General features: G+C 42.9%; 18 protein-coding genes and 1 riboswitch. Of the genes, 16 read left to right on the forward strand and 2 right to left on the reverse strand.

Going from position 1 to position 22,108, the window contains the following annotated elements; genetic code table 11:
* Window positions 1-11: 11 nt before the first annotated feature.
* Window positions 12-109: riboswitch (TPP riboswitch) on the forward strand.
* 66 nt (window positions 110-175) lie between these two features.
* From thiS to DBR32_RS12330, 14 genes are all read left to right on the forward strand, one after another.
* Window positions 176-382, forward strand: a complete 207-nt coding sequence (gene thiS, locus DBR32_RS12265; RefSeq protein ID WP_124636628.1) for a sulfur carrier protein ThiS — start codon at window positions 176-178, stop codon at window positions 380-382.
* Window positions 383-456: 74 nt separating this feature from the next.
* Window positions 457-2,274 carry a phosphomethylpyrimidine synthase ThiC gene (gene thiC, locus DBR32_RS12270; RefSeq protein ID WP_124636629.1) on the forward strand — a complete coding sequence of 606 codons (1,818 nt, stop codon included), beginning with the start codon at window positions 457-459 and terminating at the stop codon, window positions 2,272-2,274.
* A gap of 13 nt (window positions 2,275-2,287) precedes the next feature.
* The gene (locus DBR32_RS12275; RefSeq protein WP_158605979.1) at window positions 2,288-2,896 is read left to right on the forward strand and encodes a thiamine phosphate synthase; all 609 of its coding nucleotides are present in this window, start codon (window positions 2,288-2,290) and stop codon (window positions 2,894-2,896) included.
* On the forward strand, window positions 2,889-3,530 hold the full coding sequence (locus tag DBR32_RS12280; protein ID WP_124636631.1) for a thiamine phosphate synthase: 642 nt from the start codon (window positions 2,889-2,891) through the stop codon (window positions 3,528-3,530). Before DBR32_RS12275 ends, DBR32_RS12280 begins: the two co-directional genes overlap by 8 nt.
* Window positions 3,508-4,278: a thiazole synthase gene (locus tag DBR32_RS12285; RefSeq protein WP_124636632.1), complete on the forward strand. Its 771-nt coding sequence runs from the start codon at window positions 3,508-3,510 to the stop codon at window positions 4,276-4,278. The genes DBR32_RS12280 and DBR32_RS12285 overlap by 23 nt, the downstream gene beginning before the upstream one ends.
* Before the next feature lie 6 nt (window positions 4,279-4,284).
* Window positions 4,285-5,403: a 2-iminoacetate synthase ThiH gene (gene thiH / locus DBR32_RS12290; protein ID WP_233559732.1), complete on the forward strand. Its 1,119-nt coding sequence runs from the start codon at window positions 4,285-4,287 to the stop codon at window positions 5,401-5,403.
* Window positions 5,404-5,424: 21 nt separating this feature from the next.
* Window positions 5,425-6,135 (forward strand): HesA/MoeB/ThiF family protein, encoded by a 711-nt coding sequence (locus DBR32_RS12295; RefSeq protein ID WP_124636633.1) that lies wholly within the window; start codon window positions 5,425-5,427, stop codon window positions 6,133-6,135.
* Between the two features lie 375 nt (window positions 6,136-6,510).
* A complete protein-coding gene (locus DBR32_RS12300) occupies window positions 6,511-9,999 on the forward strand; it encodes a hypothetical protein (RefSeq protein ID WP_124636634.1) in 3,489 nt (1,162 codons plus the stop codon).
* Between the two features lie 104 nt (window positions 10,000-10,103).
* Window positions 10,104-14,483: an RHS repeat-associated core domain-containing protein gene (locus tag DBR32_RS12305; RefSeq protein ID WP_158605980.1), complete on the forward strand. Its 4,380-nt coding sequence runs from the start codon at window positions 10,104-10,106 to the stop codon at window positions 14,481-14,483.
* Window positions 14,484-14,499: 16 nt separating this feature from the next.
* On the forward strand, window positions 14,500-15,111 hold the full coding sequence (locus DBR32_RS12310) for a hypothetical protein (protein WP_124636636.1): 612 nt from the start codon (window positions 14,500-14,502) through the stop codon (window positions 15,109-15,111).
* Between the two features lie 596 nt (window positions 15,112-15,707).
* Window positions 15,708-16,097, forward strand: coding sequence for a hypothetical protein (locus DBR32_RS12315; RefSeq protein WP_124636637.1), 390 nt, complete (start codon window positions 15,708-15,710; stop codon window positions 16,095-16,097).
* Window positions 16,098-16,319: 222 nt separating this feature from the next.
* On the forward strand, window positions 16,320-17,087 hold the full coding sequence (locus DBR32_RS12320) for a hypothetical protein (protein ID WP_124636638.1): 768 nt from the start codon (window positions 16,320-16,322) through the stop codon (window positions 17,085-17,087).
* A gap of 5 nt (window positions 17,088-17,092) precedes the next feature.
* Complete coding sequence (locus DBR32_RS12325) at window positions 17,093-17,635, forward strand: hypothetical protein (protein ID WP_124636639.1); 543 nt, start codon at window positions 17,093-17,095, stop codon at window positions 17,633-17,635.
* A gap of 103 nt (window positions 17,636-17,738) precedes the next feature.
* Window positions 17,739-17,921, forward strand: a complete 183-nt coding sequence (locus DBR32_RS12330; RefSeq protein ID WP_124636640.1) for a hypothetical protein — start codon at window positions 17,739-17,741, stop codon at window positions 17,919-17,921.
* A gap of 171 nt (window positions 17,922-18,092) precedes the next feature.
* Here DBR32_RS12330 and DBR32_RS12335 read toward each other — a convergent pair whose 3' ends face one another.
* Complete coding sequence (locus tag DBR32_RS12335) at window positions 18,093-18,827, reverse strand: hypothetical protein (protein WP_124636641.1); 735 nt, start codon at window positions 18,825-18,827, stop codon at window positions 18,093-18,095.
* Window positions 18,805-19,788: a hypothetical protein gene (locus DBR32_RS12340; protein ID WP_124636642.1), complete on the reverse strand. Its 984-nt coding sequence runs from the start codon at window positions 19,786-19,788 to the stop codon at window positions 18,805-18,807. Before DBR32_RS12340 ends, DBR32_RS12335 begins: the two co-directional genes overlap by 23 nt.
* A gap of 463 nt (window positions 19,789-20,251) precedes the next feature.
* On the opposite strand from DBR32_RS12340, the gene DBR32_RS12345 reads away from it, so the two are divergent.
* Together DBR32_RS12345 and DBR32_RS12350 are read left to right on the forward strand one after the other, a co-directional pair.
* Window positions 20,252-20,815: an AraC family transcriptional regulator gene (locus DBR32_RS12345; protein ID WP_124636643.1), complete on the forward strand. Its 564-nt coding sequence runs from the start codon at window positions 20,252-20,254 to the stop codon at window positions 20,813-20,815.
* A 144-nt stretch (window positions 20,816-20,959) separates the two neighbouring features.
* On the forward strand, window positions 20,960-22,105 hold the full coding sequence (locus tag DBR32_RS12350; RefSeq protein WP_124636644.1) for an iron-sulfur cluster-binding domain-containing protein: 1,146 nt from the start codon (window positions 20,960-20,962) through the stop codon (window positions 22,103-22,105).
* Window positions 22,106-22,108: the final 3 nt, after the last annotated feature.

Raw genomic sequence — 22,108 nt, forward strand, 5'->3', positions numbered from 1 at the left:
ATGTATCTTCGTATTCGCTTTAGGGGTGTTTGCAGTAATGCAGGCTGAGATGTTACCCTCTGAACCTGATCTGGTTAATACCAGCGTAGGGAAAAGTAAGATGAATCCTCATGTGCATATAGTATGCATCTGTTTTCATTCCTGAAGTGTATTAATGATACAAATCTGAACAGGAATGACCATTACCCTAAACGATGTTTTAAAAACATTTGATACCGAATCCTTTACGGTACAGGCTTTACTTGACCTTGAATTTTCCGATATACCGAAAGGTATGGCCCTAGCGCTCAATAATACCGTGGTTCCTAAAAACCAATGGCCGGTTACGCCTGTCCGTGAAAATGATCAGCTGCTGCTCATTATCGCCACTCAGGGTGGATAAACATCTGCTGATTTGGCGTCTTTTGGCGCGTCTGTACCTCCACATATCCATTCATAATTATTAAAAAATTCATCATGCAGTCCGAAGAAAAAATATCCAGGAAACCCTTCCCCAATTCTAAAAAAATCTATGTATCCGGGCAGTTACACCCGGTCAAAGTGGCCATGCGCGAAGTAGCCCTTCACGATACCAAATTATCTTCCGGCGCAGTAGCACATAATCCACCGGTCACCATTTATGATACTTCGGGCGCCTACACGGATGAGCAGATCGACATTGATATCCGCAAAGGATTACCGCGCATCAGGGAACAATGGATTATAGATCGCGGCGATGTAAACATCCTAGCCGCGATTAGCTCAGCCTATGGTTTGGAACGATTAAATAACCCCGCCTTATCGGAACTGCGTTTTGGATACCAGCATAAACCGAAATGTGCCCAAAGCGGAAAGAATGTGACCCAATTATACTATGCCAAACAAGGAATCATTACCGCTGAGATGGAATATGTAGCCATACGGGAAAACCAACGCATAGAACAATTAGCAAATGCCACCAAAGGGATGGCGGCACAACATGCAGGCGACAGTTTTGGTGCCAATACACCAAAGGGAAAGATTACAGCCGCATTTGTACGCGATGAAATTGCTGCGGGCAGAGCCATTATTCCTAATAACATTAATCATCCCGAAAGTGAACCGATGATTATCGGCCGGAATTTTCTGGTCAAGATCAATGCGAATATTGGCAATAGTGCCGTCACTTCCAGTATTGAGGAAGAAGTCGAAAAAGCAGTATGGGCCTGCCGATGGGGTGCAGATACCATTATGGATCTTTCTACCGGAAAGAATATACACGAAACCCGCGAATGGATTATCCGGAATGCGCCCGTTCCCATTGGTACCGTGCCGATTTACCAGGCTTTAGAGAAAGTAAAAGGTGTAGCAGAGGATCTGACTTGGGAAATCTTCCGTGACACGCTGATAGAGCAGGCCGAACAAGGTGTGTCCTACTTCACCATACATGCCGGCGTACTGTTGCGCTACATTCATCTTACCGCCAACCGGATAACCGGCATTGTATCCAGAGGAGGGTCTATCATGGCCAAATGGTGTTTGTTTCACCATAAAGAAAATTTTCTGTACACACATTTTGAAGAGATCTGCAAGATTATGAAACAATATGATGTGGCGTTTTCTTTAGGAGATGGTCTGCGTCCGGGATCGATTGCCGATGCCAATGATGCCGCGCAGTTTGCGGAGCTCGAGACATTGGGTGAACTGACGAAGATTGCCTGGAAACATGATGTTCAGGTAATGATTGAAGGACCGGGCCATGTGCCCATGCACCTGATCAAAGAAAATATGGAAAAGCAACTGGCTGAATGTGAAGAAGCGCCGTTTTATACCTTGGGCCCGTTGACCACCGATATCGCACCGGGTTATGACCATATCACCTCGGCGATCGGCGCGGCAATGATCGGTTGGTATGGTTGCGCCATGTTATGTTACGTCACGCCAAAAGAACATTTGGGTTTGCCCAATAAGAAAGATGTAAAGGACGGGGTGATTACCTATAAACTTGCGGCACATGCTGCGGATCTGGCGAAAGGCCATCCTGGTGCGCAATACCGGGACAATGCACTAAGCAAAGCCCGTTTCGAATTCCGTTGGGAAGACCAGTTCAACCTATCCCTCGATCCGGATACCGCGAGAGAATTTCATGATGAAACCCTGCCTGCCGATGCGGCAAAGGTTGCCCATTTCTGCTCGATGTGTGGCCCCAAATTTTGTTCGATGAAAATTACACAGGAGATCAGAGCCGCCGTGGAAGAGGGTATGCTGCAACAATCAGATGCATTTATCGCACAGGGAAAAGAGCTTTATTTATAAATATCGGTTGCACATGATCATCATCACCCATCCCGAAACAATCGATGAAGAAGCCTTTTGGATCAATGCTTTGCTGGATCATGGTTTGGAGCGTTTACACATCCGTAAACCCGGCTATACCGCAGCAGCCATTGACGGGTTAATCCGGCAGATCGATGCCCGGTATTATGATCGTTTGGTCTTACACCAACAGCATCAACTGGCCGGAGCATTCGGCATGTCGCGCACTCATTATACCGAGGAACAAAGGAACGATACCACATTTATGGATGCTGATCAAGCGCTGATTTTATCTACTTCTGTGCATACGATAGAAGCCTTCAATGGCTTAAATAAACGGTTTTCCTATGCATTTATGAGCCCCGTTTATGAGAGCATTTCCAAACCCGGATACCGGCCGGCTACAGATTTGTGGACACAAATCAAACAAAGGACCAATACTGCAGTAGCCTTGGTGGCTTTGGGCGGTATCAGCCCCGCAAATATAGCCGCTACTTTAAACGGGGGCTTTGATGAGGTTGCCCTTATGGGCAGTATCTGGAAACAAAAGCAAAGTCCTTTGGCGGTCTATCAACAATGCCGGAACCAACAAACGAACCTTCAAGACAACAAGCATGTATAGCAGACTACAATATATTTCTCAGGGGACAACAGCGGACGTTCAACTGTATCATATACAACGTGCCCTTCAGGGCGGTTGTGACTGGATTCAATTGCGCTGGAAAGATGCCCGCGAAAAAGAACTGCTCGTATTGGCCAAAGCAGTACAGGCCTTGAAGAGCAGTTATGCCTTTACCTTTATCATAAATGATCATCCTGAAGTAGCCCTGAAGGCGGATGCCGATGGGGTACATCTTGGATTGAATGATGGAAGCATTGCTGCGGCCAGGACCCTTTTAGGGAATGAAAAGATCATCGGAGGCACGGCCAATAACCTTGCCGACCTGCAACAAAGAATTGGGGAGGCTTGCGATTACATCGGTTTAGGCCCCTTTCGGTTCACAAACACCAAAGCGGTGCTTAGTCCTGTTTTAGGCATTGAAGGATACCATGCTTTGCTCGAGAAAGCAACAGAAAATTCCGCCTTGCCCCCGGTGTATGCCATCGGTGGCATCAGGGTGGAGGATGTGTCCTTATTAATGAAGACCGGTATTCACGGTATTGCTCTTTCGGGCACCATTACCCAAGCGGCCAATCCTACGGCCATTATTGCACAACTAAAAACAAACTTATATGTCCCCACTACAAATCGCTGATCAAACTTTTTCCTCCCGGTTATTCCTGGGTACCGGGAAGTTTGGTTCGGCAGCAGAGATGGCACAAGCCGTGCTCGCTTCCGGAACCGAAATGGTGACCCTGGCGTTAAAACGGATTTCCGCTGCGGAGCAAAATGATAGTCTTTTGAGCCATTTGCAATATCCGCAGATACAATTATTGCCCAATACCTCCGGCGCGCGCAATGCCAAAGAAGCCATCCTGGCGGCACAACTGGCCAGAGAAGCACTGGAGACCAATTGGCTCAAACTAGAGATTCACCCCGATCCAAAATACCTGTTACCCGATCCGGTAGAAACGCTTAAGGCAACGGAAGCTTTGGCCAAAATGGGCTTTATAATTTTACCTTATATCCATGCAGATCCTGTTTTATGCAAACACCTGGAAGCTGCAGGTACGGCAGCGGTTATGCCCTTGGGATCACCAATCGGCAGTAACAAGGGTTTGAAAACCATCGATTTTTTAGAGATTATCATAGAACAAAGTAAAGTGCCGGTCATCGTAGATGCGGGTATTGGTGCGCCTTCTGATGCGGCAAAAGCGATGGAATTAGGGGCAGATGCCGTTCTTGTCAACACTGCAATTGCCGTAGCAGGCAATCCTGTGCGCATGGCGGAGGCGTTTAAAGAAGCCGTGATCGCCGGCCGAAAAGCCTATGAAGCACAACTGGCCCAGTCCGTTCCGGGTGCCTGTGCTTCCAGTCCGCTGACTTCCTTTTTGTATCCCTAAATCTGTATGATGCACACTTTTAAAACCATATTTGACCAATACAACTGGGATGCAGTCCAAGCCCGCATTGAGCAATGCAGCGAAAGGGATGTAGAAAAGGCCTTGCATGCTTCAAAGAGAAGCCTGACCGATTTTATAGCTTTGATCTCGCCTGCTGCAAGGGCTTATTTAGAACCTATGGCGGAGATCAGCCACCGGCGCACCAAACAGCGCTTTGGGAAGACGATACAGCTTTATGCCCCCATGTACCTGAGCAATGAATGCCAGAATATCTGCACCTATTGTGGCTTTAGCCTTGATAATAAAATCAAACGCAAGACCCTTTCCGATAAGGAGATCATGCAGGAGGTGGCCGCGCTGAAAGCCATGGGTTTTGATCATGTGTTACTGGTCACCGGTGAGGCAAATTATACCGTCAATATTCTTTATTTCCTGAATGCTATTGAACAGATCAAAACGCAGTTTGCCCATATCTCTGTTGAGGTACAGCCGCTCACAACCGAAGAATATATTTTATTGCATCAGGCAGGGGTGCATTCTGTATTGGTCTACCAGGAAACCTATCACCGGGAGGTGTATAAAACATATCATCCTAAGGGTAAAAAATCGAATTTTGATTTCCGTTTAGATACACCCGACAGGATCGGTTTGTCGGGTATGCACAAAATAGGCCTGGGTGTTTTGCTGGGTCTGGAAGACTGGCGTACCGATAGTTTTTTTACCGCGCTGCACATCGACTATTTACAGAAGGAATACTGGCAGAGTAAATATTCGGTTTCTTTCCCAAGGCTGCGCCCGGCAGAAGGCATTATTGAACCTAATTTTATTATGGAAGACCGCGACCTGCTGCAACTGATCTGTGCCTACCGGCTTTGGAACGAAGACCTGGAACTTTCGATCTCAACCCGGGAGCAGGCGTTGTTCCGGGATCATATCATTCCACTGGGGATAACCAGTATGAGTGCGGCTTCGAAAACCAATCCGGGTGGGTATGCCGTAGACCTGCAGTCGCTGGAACAGTTCGAAACCAGCGATGAACGCACTGCTTCCGAAATGGCTGCCGTTATAACCCGGGCCGGTTATGAACCCGTTTGGAAAGACTGGGATAAAGCATACCGGCATTAACACAAAAGAACCAATAATTTAATGATTACAAAAGAGACCTTTCAACGATATAACCGGCAAATACTGATTCCCGAGATCGGGATACAGGGCCAGACCAAGATACAGGCAGCCAAGGTTCTGGTGGTGGGTGCGGGTGGCCTGGGCTGTCCGGTATTACAATACCTGGCCGCTGCAGGGGTGGGCACGATCGGCATCATCGATTTTGATACCGTGGCCCTTCATAATTTGCACCGGCAGCTCTTACATAAGGAAGAAAGTATCGGGTGTGCTAAGGTGACCAGCGCTTTAGAACACCTGAAATCCTTGAACAGTAATCCACACTATAATATATACCAGGCCGCCTTAAGTACAGACAACATTATGCCAATTGTGGGGGCTTATGACATCATCGTAGATGGTTCCGATAATTTTGCCACCCGTTACCTGGTGAATGATACCTGCGTGGCCTTAGGGAAGCCCCTGGTTTATGGCAGCATTCTCAATTTTGAAGGGCAGATGGCCGTCTTTAACCAAGCAGGGTCCAAAAATCTCCGGGATTTGTTTCCTCAGCCACCCGATGCAGAAGCGGTTCCCGATTGCGACAGTAATGGTGTAGTCGGAACCTTACCCGGCATTATCGGAACCATGATGGCACAGGAAACGATAAAAATGATCGTAGGTATGCCCGTACTGCGTAATGAACTCTTATTGTTCCAAACCCGGAACTGGCGTTTGCAAAAAATAAATTTCTAAGTATTTTATTTCGCTTATCGACTATTAAATTAGTCGGTAATTTTTAAATAGCCTGTTTAAGGGTCGNNCGACCCTTAAACAGGCTATTTACGGCAATTAATACCGTAACAGGTGTTGTTTGAAGAAGGTGCATGATTGCTTTCTAAATTTTTTGCAAAACAGTTTTACTTATTTGGTTGATTTAAAATAAATTACAAATATGAGATTAATAGTAATTTAATTTTTTTCTATAGAAAATTTTTTACTCTTAAGATAGTAGGCTACTTTTGCAGCGTTTTAACATTTTTTTTAGAATTATTCTTTTTCGTGTTTGCCGGTAAGCTTTAAGCTCTTTTGCCGGTAACCGATACTTCAATAAATACAAATAGTATCAATATGATTAAACGCTCCGGTAACATTTTACTGTTACTCCTTTCCTGCCTGGGTATGTCCTATACGGTACAGAGCCAGAATGTAAACGACATTTATTCTATAGACCTGTACACCGGTGTCGCTAATGTGTACATTCCCATTGTCTCCTACAAGTGGAACAATAACGAATTCGGTCCTTCTCTGTCTTATAATACCAAAGGTGTTCCCGTGCGTGAATTTGCCGGGGTAGCAGGACTGCATTGGAACCTGAATGTAGGTGGAAATATTTCCAGAGTCGTCAAAGGGCTGCCGGATGAATGGTATTCGATGGGAAGCACGTTGTTGTTCGGCGATGAAACCGATCCTTCCAATGCGCTTTTAGCAAAATACAGCCATTATAAAGGCCGTTTAGCCGTGGGCAAAGAAAATGCGAGTGAGCGGGCTAATGCAAAAATATACCGTGATCCAGAAAGTGATGAGTATATGGTCAGTGCTGGGAACCTGAATTTTACCTTTCAGATCGGTCTGGACGGGGGTATTTTTGTCAATACCCAGGAGCGCTATGACGTGAAATTCTTTGTTGGGAATGTATCCTATCAATTACCGGCGCAGCCACTTGTCCGTAGCGCTCAGGACATCAACATTCAGGTAAGTGATAAAGATAAAGGCATGGATTATTTCTTTAGCCCATCCAAGAAAGTAATCATGAATATATTACCCTATTTCAGAAGCCGTTATCCCTGGAATTATGAACAGGATTGCGGAGCCTACGATTTTGTGGGTATTATGGGTGATGAAACGAGGGTGAATACCGCCTGGAAACTGGACTCGGTAGTCAGCCGGGAACAAGACAAAATAGCTTATACCTATCAGACTTTTATCATGCCTCCCGATTACACAACCGATTCCTCCTGGAGCCGAATCAAACGGGCCAATATCAGTAGTATTGATACTTTTTCAAGCGGCTCGCGGGATCCGTTTTTCCGCATCGTAGATACTTTTTCTATGGTTAGTAAAATTAGCCTGCCCTATGGTAAAACAATAGAACTGGAATACGATACCCTCAATACCCGCCTGGAATTTACCGGCTATTACAATCCCGGAGGGCAATATAAATTATATCCTAAGCTCAATGCAGTTTTATATAAAGAGCAGGATCAGGTGATGAAGTACACCTTTGACTATGCCTATTTTCATACGCCTTCCGCAGCTTATCCGCAAGAAGAGAGCAATACCTACCTTGGTGATGAAAAAGACCGTTATAGTTTAAAACTCAAAGGGATCAATATGATTGATCTGAACAGCAACGGGCGTGCTCCGCTGTATGAATTTAGCTATAATAATAAGAAGCAAAGACGGTTTGGTAAAGGCCTGGATTTTTACGGCTATTATAATGGCGGAACGGCCATTTTGGGTCAGAAAGGGCATTCTCTTCCCGAACTGGCTTCGCGTAATGCGGAAATCAATTCCATGCAATATGGTGTGCTGAACGCGATAAATTCAGTGATCGGCGGTACCATAGAATTTAAGTATGGCTATCAGAAAGTATATCCCGAGTTTTCCGGTATTATCCCACTCAATTATAATTGGTCCGGATCAAGTATAAACGATAACAATACCCTGTTAAACGGCGATGGGTTAAGGGTAGACAGCATTATCTTTACCGATATAAATGATCCTGGTTTCAGGGATAAACGTACTTACGAATACCTTGACGGGCAATACTTTATTCCCGGAGGAATTTACAGCTATCCTTCCCATTTCTATAACAAATCCTGGGATAGTGTCGTACAAAGCTATGTATATGAAGACATGATGAATCCGGCCTTTATGGTAGGGGGTGCTAATCATGGTTACGGCATCGCCAAAGAGACCATAAGGAATAAACAAGGCCAAACCCTTTCCCAAAAGGAATTTACGTTTACTAACTTTTTAGACGAATTCAATAGCCCCAGAACCCTGATCCTGGGCGGTGGTAATACGCATATCGGCTTTCCCTTTACCCGTAAGCAATACATCCGCAACTGGGAGATCGGCTTGCCTTTGAGCGTTAAGAATTATGACAACAACGGTCTGATCCTTTCAGAAGAACAATACAAATATAATTTCATTACGGATACCGCATCTTCTTTAACCTTAAAAGTACAGGAAGCCAATGAAGTCGTGAGCCATGTTCAAAATTACGCCCCTGATCCCCAGTATGCTTTTTATACCGGCGGTTCCGGAGGGAACTTCTGTACCCAAGTACACACTTATCGCTTAACCAGAGATCCTTACAGGCCTTACAAAGGCATCTCCCTGCTTAAAGAAAAAAATACGATACAATATGTATCCAATACCCGCAGTCGCACCGAAACGATGTGGTACACCTACGACAGTAAAAACAACCTGAAGACCACCCGCTCTAAAAACGGTTATGGCGAATACCTTGAAAATATCAATATCTACAACTATGATATTCCGTCGGGATCCTATACCGCTGTACTCAGTCAGATGAGTGCCGACAATGTAGACCGGGTGGTTGCTACCGAAGAATGGAATAACGGTAGTAGTACCGGCACGCGTAACAGTAATTCCCGATTAAAAAATGCGGCCATTGTGCAATACATAACGGGTGCAAATAATACTCTGTTGCAAAAAACGGCCTACAGCAGTACCCTTGACCAGCCGATGGATTTTGCCACCTATATGGGCGGTCAGCCAGCAGTTTCTCAAAATATCTTGTCCACTTATAATAATCCCCTTGCCCTTCCAGCTTATATGGAAAAGCAAACCGAAGTATCTCTTTATAATAGCAAAGGTAATCCGACACAGACCTATATACCCCAGGCAGATTTATACAAGGCTATGATCTGGGATACCCTGAGCGGTAAGAAAATCGCAGAGGCTAATAATGCCAAAAGTACTGAAATCGCCTATGCCGGTTTTGATAAAGATGTGGAACAGAACCTGTATTTTAACCCGCAGCACCGCAGCGTTTATAATGGCAGCAGCATGAGTGTGCCTTCTATAAACTTTGGCATACCCGTCAATACACCCTTGATTGGTAAGGGCGTATATGTACTGGAAGCCATTGCCGGCAGCAGTAAAGAATTGTATATTAATACTCTTGAAGCCAATAAAGCTTACAGAGCTACTTTCTGGGCTTCTGCTAATGCGGTACCCCAGTTTGGGATCGAAGGCGGTACCCAATTTACCCTGACAGAGATAGCGAAGAAAGGCGAATACAGACAATACGAAGTACTGTTTACCCCAACAGCGGCCAATCAGAAGATTGGTTTCCATAGCAACAGCAGCAATATTGCCCTGGAAGAATTGCGCATCCACCCGGCCAATGCGGTAATGGCCTGTTATTGGTATGCTCCTTTATACGGAGTTTCGGTACAGACCGATGCCCTGGGTCGCATGAGCTTTATGGAATATGATCGTTTAGGCAGGCTGATCCTGATCAGAGACCAAGACGGCAACATCTTGAAGAAAACCGAATATGCCACCGGTACCGCGCCGCAATAATTCCTTTATCTATTATTAAAAATTATCAGAAGATGATCGCTTATTTTAAGCCCCGATATATATACACCGGCATTTTGCTATTTTGCTTATTTGGCCAAAAGGGGATGGCACAGACCACCCCGATTGCAACCCAGACAGGCGTTGCTGGTAGCTCGACAGTAGTCGTGCCCCTGCCTGATGTACAAACAGAAGCTCCTGCCGTTAATTATATCCGTACCTATGTGCCTAAAGTACGGATGAACAATCCCTTAGAGGTCAATGTACAGGCGACACCCGATAAAGTCGCTGTCAGTACCGATTATACCAATGGTATGGGCGTACTGCAACAAAGGATACAGAGAAATACCTATAAAACCAGCGGAGGTACTTACCAGCATATGGTAGCGCCGAACGATACCCGCTCCATGGCGGACCGCTACAGCTTTATGCCCTACAGCAGCAGCACCGCAGCTTATAACCTGGATGCTATTCGCAGTTCCGTAAACTATAACAATGGAACACGGTATGCTTCAGAAGGGAGCAGTATCAGTTCACAGGCGGTAGTCTCTTCCAGCCTGCAAAGAAACACCTCTACGGCTACCGAACGGAGCAGCACTGCTTATGCTCCCGGTAAAAGCCGTATCGGGCAGAACAGGGGCATCAAAACACAAGCCATATTTAATGATGGGTATGATGCCGCTTTTAAGCCGGAAGCCAACATTCGCCTTTGGCGCATCAATAGTTCCGGCCTGCCGGTAAGTACCGCCATTTATGCTGCCAATGAATTGACCGGTAGCCGGATGACGAATGCAGACGGTATAAACAAAGTCGTATTGACCGATCGCGAAGGAAAAGCTATCTATGAATGCACCTTTGTCCGCAGAACAACTGATATTGATGGCAATGTTACCGCCAGGATATATGCCGTCACCTATTATGTGTACGATGAGCTGGGCAGACTTCGGTTTACGATCAGCCCAAAAGCCGTAGATGCGATCAAGGCAAACTGGACCATGACCACCGATATTTTGAAAGAACTGTGTTTTGAATACCAATATGACGCCAAAGGAAGACAAATAGCCGTTCATAAACCCGGAGAAACCGGCTTTACCGAACTGGTCTACGATAAAGTAGGTAAGACCGTGATGCGCCGTTCGCCTTTAGAAGCAACCAAAGGCGTCTGGGAGCTGGTGTTTTACGATAACAGCGACCGCATTGCCGCCACCGGTTTACTGACCGACAATCAAAGCCGTGCCTACTGGCAAGGTCAGGCCGCTACAGGCGGATCAGCCACAGCAACTACCCAGGCCCATTATTATATCTGGGGCGTAGGTAAAGGAAGCCTGCCGCCACAAACCGGTGTGACTAATACCGAAGTCCTGAGCTATAACTATTACGACAGCTATACCAATACTCCTTTAAGTGGTGAAACCTTTAGTAATACCTTAATCCAACCCTATCTGAGCACAGCGGCTACCGCAGAAGCCTATGTACAAGGCCCTAGTAGCTTTGCCCGGCTTACCGCTACGGCAGTAAAAGTAATCAAAGCACCCGGAGCCACCACCGGTTTACAGGACTGGACCTATGGCAAAGTCTTTTATGACAGCCTGGGCAGGGTGATCTACAGCGTCAGCCAGAATGCCACAGGTGCTAAAGATACTGTGGCCAGCCAATACAGCTATACCGGACAAGTACTGTTTACTTTACTTAGCCATAATGCAACGGTAAGCAGCGGCAATAAACGCAGCCTGCAGCTGACCGCCCATACCTATGAAGACTATAGCGGCCGTTTGCAGCAAAGCAGCCGTAAGATTAATGATAAAGACTGGGAACCCATGGTGGCCTATACCTACGATGAAATGGGTAGGGTAAAAGAAAAGGTGTTCGGTAATAATGCCGAAAGCCAGCAGTATACCTATAATGTAAGAGGCGAGCTGACCGGGATCAATGAACAATATGCCCTGACCGGTAACAACGGCGGTAAAGGCGTAACCTTTGGAGAAGCCCTGCGTTATGACTACGGCTTTGAAACCCTTCGTTATGATGGATTGGCGACAGGGATGCTCTGGCGCGGCTCTGGCGGCAGCACTGTAAAAGCCAATGCCTATAGTTACTGGTATGACAGTGCCGGTAGAATGACCCTCGCCTATTATAACGAAGCCACCAATTCCGGCAGTAGTGTACCGACCGCCTGGACCATTAGCAATAAGAATTTTATTGAATCCGTGAACTACGATATCAACGGTAATATTACCGGCCTGAGCCGTAGTGGTATTGCGATGGTTTCCGGCAGTCTGAGCCCCGTAGCTTTGGACCGTTTAGTCTATACCTACCTGCCCAACAGCAATAAAATAGATAAAGTGATCGACCAGAACCCCAGCAATTACGGCGTGGGCGACTTCCAGCAAGGCACAGCTCAAGGCTATAGCTATGATGCCAGCGGCAACCTGACCGAAGACAAATCAAAAAGTATCACCGGTATCACCTATACCTTCTTTAACAAACCCCAGCAAGTAAGTTTCAGCAATGGCAATACCATCCGCTACAGTTATGATGCCGGAGGTAATAAAATACAGGAAATCAGTATAGAAGGTGCTGCAACAACCAAGCTAAACTATATCGCCAATGGCGTGTATAAAAACGAAGTCCTGCAATACCTGAGTACCGCCGAAGGGCGTACCGATATGAGTAAAGCTCAGCCGCAGGAGCAATACTTCGTTAAAGACCATTTGGGCAATATCCGTAGCATTATCGCTTCTGCGGTCACCCAGGTAATCGGCCCGGGAGGTACGGGAAGAGCCCAAAACTATAGTGCCGGTTATGAAGTTGACAATGCTGCTGTAGAAGAACAAGTATTTGAAAATGTCAGCAATGTACGGGAAGAAAAACCAGGCAGCCTCAGCAGCAGCGATACCAAAGCCGCCTTGCTTGATGCCAGTACCCAAGCCAAAACCGTAGGAACCTCTATTGTTTTAAAAGTAATGGCCGGTGATAAGATCAGCATCAATACCAATACCTTTTACAACAGCTTACAGCCCAATACCCCAACAGAAAGCACCGGGGAAAGCCTGTTTGATAATATCGTGAGCAGTATGGCGGGTGCCGCCAGCGCGCTTCCGGGCGGAGAGACCGGTATCGGTAATGATATGGCCAACCAGATGTTCAACAGCACCGAAGCCAAAGACGCCTATACCGCTTTACAGCAAGCCAGTGAAGACCCCAACAAACCCAAAGCCTTTTTAAACTACCTGTTCTTCGATGAAGACATGAAACTGGTGTCCGAGTACAGCCACCTGTGGCAGGCCGATGGCGAAGGGCAGTGGAGAAAGATCGGTACCGAAGAAGAAGAGACCATCGAGATGCCCAAGAACGGGTATATCGCCGTGTACCAAAGCAACCAGACCCAATCAGCGACCTTCTTTGATAATATGTCCGTAACTTTAGAGCCCGGTGTATTGATTGAAGAGAAACACTATTACCCTTATGGTTTACCGATGGCCGGTATGGGCTCAGCCGCCGCAGGTTCTTTACCCAACCGTCAGCGCTATCAGGGTAATGAGTACAGAGAAGAGCAGGGACTAAGATGGATGGACTTTAACAACCGGCAGTATGATCCCCAATTAGGCAGGTTCTTAAGCATTGACCCTATGGCAGATGCCGGTGGGCAGCAAACGCTCAGTCCCTACCATGCGATGGGCTGTAATCCGGTAACTATGGTGGATCCCTTGGGATTACAGAGTATGCAGCCGAGCAGGCAGAACAATCGGGTAGATCTGATTGCCAGCATGCTGGCACTAATGCCCACAATGGCAAGACAGTACGAAATTAGTAGTATTTTTGGGGAGTATACCAGCCCGGGCATGGTGCAATTACAAAGTAATATGGAGGCTGTTGCTATTTTGAATATCGGCGTGGGAGAATATATGGCTTTGGTTGCAGATGCTGGAGGTAAGGCTGTTAACCAAAATGAGGCTGCTACTGTAAACAATGGGACTAAAAAAAATGGAGAGCCTCAAGAGAAAAAAGATAACATTACTGTAAATGAACTTAAAAATTTAGCTACAATAAAGCAGCAGCGTATAAATGGTTGTGTTTATACTTCATTAGCAATAATAGATCAATACTATGGAGGCAAAAGGACAGAGGAGGATTTTGCTAAATTAAATAAAGATTCGAAGGAAGATGATAAGGGACTGAAAATAAAGCAATATAATAAGTATTTCAAAAAAACAGGTTTAGAATATGAGATAATAGAACTATACGGATTTTCTATTTTTAATAAAGTAAGAAATGAAATGATAAAAGGTAATGCTGTCATTTTAATAGAGAAGATGGGCTCTCATGCTGTGGTACCACAAAAACTAGTTTATGATGATGTTAATGTTTACAACTCAATTGTTTCTGACCCTTGGACTGGAACATATAATGATAGAGGAAATATGGATACATATTGGAGGTCAGGCCGATTTATAATAGTTATTATTCAAAATCCTAATAAACCCTAATAAATTTAATATAATTATGAAAAATATATTTTTAATTTTTATCACATTGACCTTTGCTAGTTTTGCCTTCTCTCAGAAAAACAAAAGTAAAAACATCTTTATTCAGGGTAAGGAAAAGGAAAGAGTTTTAAATGAAATGAGATATTATAAATCTCATAATGCGATTTCTTTCCCCGAAGTATACAATGAGATAGAAGATAGGGACCTTTTTCTTATAAAATGTTACATTGCAAGTCCCAAAAATACATTGAAGCAATATGACTTTTCTGCGTCAAAAAATATTTTGAATTATCTAAATATAAGTAGAGGTAATTTCAGCATCTATTTTATTCGCAAGCAACAAGAAAAATACCTTCTAATTGGAGAAGTCAATTATAAAAATGGAAGGTGTTCTGAAATTATTCCTACTTTTTTCAAAGTTTCTTTACCAATGTTTAAAATAATAGTGGAAACTAATTGGGAAAAGGGCACATATTTATTTTCAATACAGGCATTTGGAGAGCATTTTCTAAAAAAGCCTAATAATCTATTTATTTTTGACGAGAAAGATGAACTGACTGAACCCAATATTTACTTTAAAAAGAAATATAAAAAGGCAACTTTTGGTGACATTCTTATGATGAATTAAACTTATACTGTAATACTTGAATATAGCATATTCACATGTAGGAAACAAAATCTTGGCTCGTCCTAAAAAAGCGATAAAAATTATTAGGTAACTAAAAATTAGCTTGTTACGCAGTGGTAACGAAAGGTGAACTGTTTTTTGTCAGGATTGTTTTTTGTAATTTTCGTATATGCATGCAATTGAGGTCTATATGTAGACAGGTGTGAATTTGAATACTAGTTCAGACTCTTGTAGGTGTAAGAAAGAATGGTAAAATGTTCAGCAAGTTGGTTATCTAACTTCTGAATCCAGATTTATATTTTAAGCTACTAAGTATAAATAGAAAGTAATAGCCAGCAGTCGATTATGCTGCTGGCTATTACTTTAAGTAAATTAAATGTTGTTTTATACTATTGTAGCCGTCTTCCCTTGCGTAGTCTTTTTGAATGTAATTTTTAAAATCTATTTGTTGAGCACTGTTTATATCTAACATGGACATTTTTAAGTTGAAAAGCCTTTGGGAATGGGAAAGCTGGGTAATGCCGCATTAAAAGCGGGTACAGGTAAGGATTTGGGAGAACATATTGATGACATGATAAATCATAAATAATATATAAATGAAACTAATTGATTATTTATTTTACAGAGTATATAATTTTTACAAGAAAAAGAATGATGTCAATCCGATTTTGATGGGTGTTTTGGCATTAACCGTTCTTTTAGGAGCTAGTCTTCTTTGTATAAATGGGATTATTAGTATAGTGGTTAAGAGTGACTTTTATTTTACGAAATTTTTTCTTCTTTTCTTCTTCTTTCTTTTTTTATTCCTTTTTGGGAAGCGTTACAGCAAAAATGATTATGCGCAAAAGTTGGAAACTAGGTATAAAGAAGAAACATTAAGTGCTAAGCGATTGAGCGGTTGGCTGTTTATTTTATATTTGATTTTGGTAATGTTGATACCTATATCTATTGGATATATGCGTAATAATTTAGGGATGGATATATAGGAGGATAATATGCCCTATCGATTAATTTAAAATTATTTTCATAAGATATTGATTTAAATGTAAAAGTCTAGTGTGAGTGATGCAAAAAGGATGAATAACCACTCATCCTTTTTGTAATTTACAGTATAATCGAGTCCCTACCATGCATCAGCTGTAACTTGGTAAGTATGGTGGATCCCCTTGAGAAATCTGGCAGATCTGATCGTCAGCATGCTGGCACTGATGCCCACAATTGCGAATCAATTTAATCTAGGTTCTTTGTTTGGAGAATATACCAGTCCAGGTATGGTGCAGTTGCAAAATAATATGGAGGCTGTTGCTGTATTGAATATTGGTGTGGGAGAATATATGGCTATGGTAACAGATGCGGGAGGTAGTGCTATTAATGAAAATGGGATAACTACTGTGGACAATGGAACTAAAATTGAAAATGAAGAGCCACAAAATGATGGCAAAGAAAATTATCAAAATAGTGAAGGTTATACATTGAAAGGAGATGACTTTACAGTAGTTTTGACACCTTTCTATGATTCGGAATCGGGAATTCTAAATGTCGGATCAGAAGTTGAAATTCTATACACAGGTAAAGTAGTTGGTTATTCTAAAACTAATTGGGTTGCAACTGGGCTAACCAACCAACCATTAGATGGTTATCCTAAAAATGAACCGTTTATTGATGCCAATAAAGCGAGTGCACCATTTTATTATCCAAATAGCGGAGATGGCAGAGATAGATTAAACAATAGGGATAGAGTGAAAGGGGGTAAATCTTTTTATGATATGCCTAATAGGGCAATAGTAACGACGAATATGTTTAGAATTGGACAGGTGACTTTAGTTGGATACAAAAATGGCCAATGGGAAAGTATTGCAACCTTTCAATATAGATACCTTGTGGTAAATAATACAGTTATTTATCCCAATAATGCAGTGCAACCCAATGCTACACCATGGCCATACCATCAAAATACACTTAACAATCTAAGATGAGATTTATGAAAAATTTAATATTAATAAGCGCAATTATATCGCTGAATTTGATTTTGGGATGCAACAATAATAAACAGCAACCAAATCTGCAACAAAATAATGACTCTTTTGCAAAAAAAATAGACTTAGTAAATATTGATTTGGTGAGAATTTGCAAAAATGAAGGGAGAAATAATGTTGTCTATATTTGTAGTGATAAAAGTAAATTAGATGAACTTTTTGACACAAACAAAAATTTGGCCTTAGATGCTAAGCTTATAGGATTTTATAATGTTCAAATAATAAGTAAACCAATACTTGAGAACCTACAACGGTACATGAACCAGGATTGTGAAGAATTAAAATCGATAGCAGATAGCTTAAAAGATTACCCCTTATACACTGTAAGATTTTATTCTAAAAATAGACAGATAGGAGGTTGTCAGTATATTAACCCGCAAAAAGTAAATAATTATTTTGGAGGAGTCATTAAATATATGGAAGATTCTCACAACAAGAAAGAATACGTTGAAATAATTTCTAAAATGAAGGAGTTATTAAAAGCATAAAAGTGTTTGTCAATTTTAGTAATAATCTAATTGAATTATCACTTTTTAGGTTGTCAATTAATTATAGCTATGTCTTCAAAATACAATTAGTAATTTAAGATATATGAAAAAACAATCCATATTGGTTATTGTAATGTCTATGTTTCTAATATGGGGCTGTAAAAATGCAGAACGTAAAAAGGAAGATAGGCAAAGTGCTGAAACAATAGTCAATAAAAATGACTTTCATAATACGGAACAAAGAAGGGATATCAAGGGTATACTTTCTATCCTGATGAAACAATAAAGTATTATATGGATATGAAAGCCTATTTAATGAAGTCTATATATAATGCTGAGTATGAGAAATTGCTAAAATCTATTGATAAAACAGTTATATCTAATGCAAGGCGTCAAAAAGAAGTAGCAGTACACTAAAGTCTATTGCTGTTTTTCAAGTATTGACCTTACTTGATCTCTAGTACATCTCCTTAAAATTTCCTTCTAGATCAAACTTGAGGCTATAATTGTGTCTTGTCCCGTTCACTAATATATACCATTCCTTCAAGGCAAATCCGCGCGTGCGGAGTTGATTGAAATTGACATAGAGAATCGGCTCCGCCCCTTCAATAGTTTTCGCTTTTTCTTGGGCAAAGGCATAGATCTTTTTTGCCGTGCTAAACCGTATTTGGTCTAGCGGCATAAACATATTGACTCCTGCTTTAGCGAGTGCTTCCTGGCCGGTAGTCTTTAGGGGCTTGGGTTCCTGCCAGGTGCCGTCCTTATAGGTGTATACATCAATATTTTCCGGTTTGTCCGGATCCTGCAGGTTGATGATGATCATCCCACCCTGGAAATCATAAAAGAAAAAACCCTGAAAGAACATTAACTTCTTACCCTTTAGATGAGGCAGGGCTTGCAATTGCGCTTGTATACTGTCCAGGCGTTCCGTACTTTCAAAAATGCTTCTGGTATCTACAGCTGCTCCTAAAGTACTACTTGTCGTAACGCTTGTCGAGGAACCGGCGCTAGACACACTTCTTCCTTCTCGTTGCGGAGTGGTCTTTTGCGCTTTAGGATGCAGGGTTTCATCAATGCTTCGGCGCACACGGTTGCAAGCTGATAGAGAAAGCAAGGCCAAGGTCAGTAGCACATAGGACTGTCTCAGACAAAACCCAACATTACGTTTATTATTCTGCAGAAAGGTCTTCATAAAAAATAAATTCTTTAGGGTTATCCGGTAAATAGAGCACCTCTTTAGCACCTTTGGACAATTGATGCAATTCCAGCAGAGAGATCACTTTCTGAAAAGATGCGTTGTGCAGCTGACCCCGTTCATCGGTAAACTGTACCTCAAATTTAATGCGGGGTTGCTCATTAATATAAACCCCTGTCTCCGCATAATGCAAGATTGTACCCATGGTCCTCTTGCCATAAAATACCAGCTTCATCAGCTCTTTACTTGTGCCCGCCATGCGATTAATACCCTTTAGGACCAGGGCAATAATACCCCCGAAGAACAATGCAGAGAGGGGGATGATGATCCAGGGATGCCAGAAGCGGAGAAAGCGCCAGCCCGTTCCCATACTTTCCTGCTCATAAGCGAACAACAAATAGCCTATTGCAAAAGTAAGGATCAGCAAAAGGCCGATAATTGCAGTAAGCAATACCCCTTTATTCAGAGAAACCTGTGCCGACTCTAAGATCAATACAGGATTTTTAGTGTCCGGCATCGCCCGCATCCGCAAGGTCTGTCCCGGTTCAAAACGTTTTTCATCAGGTTTCGTGTCATTCACTTCGTAGGGTATAGAGACCGGGGTTTGCCTCAGATTGGTAAAGCTGATTTGAAGCGACAGCACTTCATAACCCGGACGGCTTGCTTTAATGGTTTTAGAAAGCACCTTCACCAGAAAAGGATCACCGTGGGTAATAATGTTTAAGATGCGTTGCCTCGCCCGGAAAACATTAATCAGGAAATAGCGGCAGAAGAAAATGAATACCATCGTCCAGAGTAGCAGACCCAGGCCCAGGTAGAAAAAGGCAGTTGCTGCGCTGGGCATCGGTGCATAACGCATATCCTCATCCGAAACATAATAGATCAGTAAAGGGAGCCCGATCACGAAAAGCAATAGATAGATTGCCCAGAAGCCGATAAATGTTTTCATTCTATTCATAAATGCGAAGCTTTATACCATAGCGATTTATAAAGCTAGGGAAATAATATTACATCTCCGGTGAGCATACCCAAACAGTCGCGTAATCATACTATGTACTGATCCGTTTTCATCACAGCGATAGTATTTTGTTGCTTTTACTGCCGGGCAAAAGAAAAGAAGAGAAAATGGTTACAGTATCCCGGTAGTCAATTTATAGAATACTTCTGTTGCATATACCGCCATAGCCACCCGAAACGAGCCTAAAGGCTTACATCATTTCCATTTTCTTTTACATAATTACCTGTTTTTGGTGCAAATAAATTTTTTAAAATACCTGCCGGTCGAGGGAAACCGTTGCCCCTAAAGACTTTGGTCGATGAGGGTAAGACGATAAAATTATTTGATGGGGCTATGGAAGCGGTGTATGAGCCTAAGTGGCGAACAATGTGCTAATTTTGCTTTTAAATACAGGACCGGCAATATGACAACAGTATATGTTAAAAATATGGTTTGCAACCGTTGCAAAATGGTCGTTAAATCGGTATTGGACCAACTCGAGCTGCCCTTTACCGCTATTGAATTGGGTGAAGTACATTTAGTGCATGAGTTGAGCACGGATAAAAAGCAAGCGCTGGAAACCGCCTTAAAGGAGCTGGGTTTCGAATGGATCGATGATAAGAAAAGCAGGCTTATTGAACAGATAAAGAAACTGATCATTGCGTTAATACATGAGCATGACGGGGAGTTGAAGAGCAATCTCTCCCTGTTCCTGAGCGAAAGGCTACACCATGACTACAACTATATGTCCGGTCTTTTTTCCGAAGTAGAGGGAACAACTATTGAAAAATACTTTATCGCACAAAAAATAGAACGGGTCAAGGAATTACTGGTCTATGATGAATTATCCCTTAGCGAAATTGCCTTCCGGCTCAACTACTCCAGCGTAGCGCATTTAAGTAACCAGTTTAAAAAAGTGACGGGGCTTACGCCAAGTCATTTTAAACACATCCGTACCGAAAAAAGAAAACCGCTGGATGAAGTATAATTGCTTCTTGTTGTGCGATACGTTAAACATATTTATTGTTTGCCGCCTATTAAGCGGCGAATGACGATATTTGCAGAAAATAAATAAAACAGGTGGTTTGCATGGCTAAGCTGCTTACGGCAAGTGCATGCATAACGAAAGATCATGATCGCCACGATTTGTCTTCAGGAACAGGTGATCAACAGAAATGGTGAAGACGACAATACGCTCGCAATAATGAACAAATATAAATGGATTTCTAAGGAAATTATTTTTGAAACAAAAGATACCCTGACTATCGTTTTTGATACGAAAGACAGCCCCTTTACTTATAAACCGGGTCAGTTTATCAATATAACCTGTACCATAAACGGGAAAGAAGTCAGCAGATCTTATTCGCTGAGTTCCAGTCCGGAAGATAAATACCCAAGTATAACCGTCAAAAAGGTAGCGGGCGGGATTATGAGTAATTATTTATGGGAACAGGCACCAGGCCTTTCTGAATGGGCTGTCGAAGGGCCGTTCGGGAATTTTGTAAGGGACACCGATCTCAAGAAAGAGACCCCTCTTATTTTTTTAGGTGGCGGCAGTGGCATTACCCCTCTGTTTTCTTTACTGAAGGAAGCGGTACGGGAGGCGATGCACCCCCCCGTATTGCTTTATGCGAATAAAGCCCCCGATAATATCATCTTCAAAGAACCCTTGGCACATATGGATGCGGCTGAGCAACTGCATGCCTTTTATGCTTTTTCAGAAGGAGATAAACCCTCCGATGATAAGAACTGTATATGGGGGCGGTTTAACACCCTGAGTATAAAATCGATCCTTAAAAGGCACTGTTCCAATCTGGAAGAAGCGCATTGTTATATCTGCGGCCCTAAAGAATTGATGACCCTATATAAAGATGCCGTATTGAGTATGGGCTTAAGGCCTGATCAGGTTCATCTCGAGGACTTTCAGGTAGCAATTACCGATCCGTCCGTCCTCGATCTGCCCGATGAATCTTTTGAAGTATTGATCAATTACTATGACAGCATGGTAAAGGAAGATGCCGAACAGGTATATGAAATCACTACCCTGATACCCGTGGCACCAAGGCAAAATTTGCTGAATGCCGCGAAGGCTCATCGTATTCGTGTGCCTCATTCCTGTGAAAGCGGCACCTGTGGCTCTTGCTGGGCCAGGCATACCAAAGGAACCGTAAAAATGGTCAATAACTTTGCCCTTACCAAAGAACAGGTAGCAGACAGTATGATCCTGCTCTGCCAAAGCTATGCACTGGACGACCAAGTGACGATAGAGCTGGATTAATAA

The sequence above is a fragment of the Taibaiella sp. KBW10 genome (assembly GCF_003852495.1).
GTDB lineage: Bacteria > Bacteroidota > Bacteroidia > Chitinophagales > Chitinophagaceae > Edaphocola.

Coding starts and splice junctions, on each gene's coding strand:
- thiS (WP_124636628.1), top strand. CDS start 176: ATGACCATTACCCTAAACGATGTTTTAAAAACATTTGATACCGAATCC.
- thiC (WP_124636629.1), top strand. CDS start 457: ATGCAGTCCGAAGAAAAAATATCCAGGAAACCCTTCCCCAATTCTAAA.
- DBR32_RS12275 (WP_158605979.1), top strand. CDS start 2,288: ATGATCATCATCACCCATCCCGAAACAATCGATGAAGAAGCCTTTTGG.
- DBR32_RS12280 (WP_124636631.1), top strand. CDS start 2,889: ATGTATAGCAGACTACAATATATTTCTCAGGGGACAACAGCGGACGTT.
- DBR32_RS12285 (WP_124636632.1), top strand. CDS start 3,508: ATGTCCCCACTACAAATCGCTGATCAAACTTTTTCCTCCCGGTTATTC.
- thiH (WP_233559732.1), top strand. CDS start 4,285: ATGATGCACACTTTTAAAACCATATTTGACCAATACAACTGGGATGCA.
- DBR32_RS12295 (WP_124636633.1), top strand. CDS start 5,425: ATGATTACAAAAGAGACCTTTCAACGATATAACCGGCAAATACTGATT.
- DBR32_RS12300 (WP_124636634.1), top strand. CDS start 6,511: ATGATTAAACGCTCCGGTAACATTTTACTGTTACTCCTTTCCTGCCTG.
- DBR32_RS12305 (WP_158605980.1), top strand. CDS start 10,104: ATGGCACAGACCACCCCGATTGCAACCCAGACAGGCGTTGCTGGTAGC.
- DBR32_RS12310 (WP_124636636.1), top strand. CDS start 14,500: ATGAAAAATATATTTTTAATTTTTATCACATTGACCTTTGCTAGTTTT.
- DBR32_RS12315 (WP_124636637.1), top strand. CDS start 15,708: ATGAAACTAATTGATTATTTATTTTACAGAGTATATAATTTTTACAAG.
- DBR32_RS12320 (WP_124636638.1), top strand. CDS start 16,320: ATGCCCACAATTGCGAATCAATTTAATCTAGGTTCTTTGTTTGGAGAA.
- DBR32_RS12325 (WP_124636639.1), top strand. CDS start 17,093: ATGAAAAATTTAATATTAATAAGCGCAATTATATCGCTGAATTTGATT.
- DBR32_RS12330 (WP_124636640.1), top strand. CDS start 17,739: ATGAAAAAACAATCCATATTGGTTATTGTAATGTCTATGTTTCTAATA.
- DBR32_RS12335 (WP_124636641.1), bottom strand. CDS start 18,827: ATGAAGACCTTTCTGCAGAATAATAAACGTAATGTTGGGTTTTGTCTG.
- DBR32_RS12340 (WP_124636642.1), bottom strand. CDS start 19,788: ATGAATAGAATGAAAACATTTATCGGCTTCTGGGCAATCTATCTATTG.
- DBR32_RS12345 (WP_124636643.1), top strand. CDS start 20,252: ATGACAACAGTATATGTTAAAAATATGGTTTGCAACCGTTGCAAAATG.
- DBR32_RS12350 (WP_124636644.1), top strand. CDS start 20,960: ATGATCGCCACGATTTGTCTTCAGGAACAGGTGATCAACAGAAATGGT.